Consider the following 504-nt stretch of genomic DNA (forward strand, 5'->3'; position numbering starts at 1 on the left):
GTTCAACGAATGGAAGCTGGACAACGTCCACGACGAAGCCTTCGATGATTTCGGACGCGGCTGGGAATTCACCTCGGCCAGCGTGGAGATGCTGGGTGACCGCATCCAGCCGCTGCACGCGCTGCCCAAGGCCTGGACCCCGGGCACGCAGGGCCCGGTGGAAGGCGAGCTGGTGCAGGTCGAGATCAAGAAGCCCGAAGACATCGAGAAATATCGCGGCAAGCTGCGCGGCAAGATCCTGCTGCTGGGCGAGGCGCGCGAGTACAAGCGCGGCACCGAAGCTGATTCGCACCGTCACGATGCCACCTCGCTGGAAGGCCTGCAGGAATTCACCCTGCCCAAGGACAAGGACGCCACCGCTGAACGCGCCAAGCGGGTCAAGGAATACCAGGAACGGCAGACGCTGACGGCCAAGGTCAATGCGTTCTTCGTCGAAGAGGGTGCGCTGGCCTCGATCAGCATCAGCAGCTGGGACAACGGCATCATCCGTGTGGCCGGTGGCGG

Annotated in this window: 1 protein-coding gene; it reads left to right on the plus strand. The window is 63.7% G+C overall.

The window, feature by feature from the left end; genetic code table 11:
* The coding region (locus C9414_RS21230) for a hypothetical protein (protein WP_219909151.1) at positions 1–504 on the plus strand (504 nt) is incomplete at both ends.

This window comes from Bacillus sp. Nf3 (genome assembly GCF_003028545.1).
GTDB classification, from domain to species: domain Bacteria; phylum Bacillota; class Bacilli; order Bacillales; family Bacillaceae; genus Bacillus; species Bacillus safensis.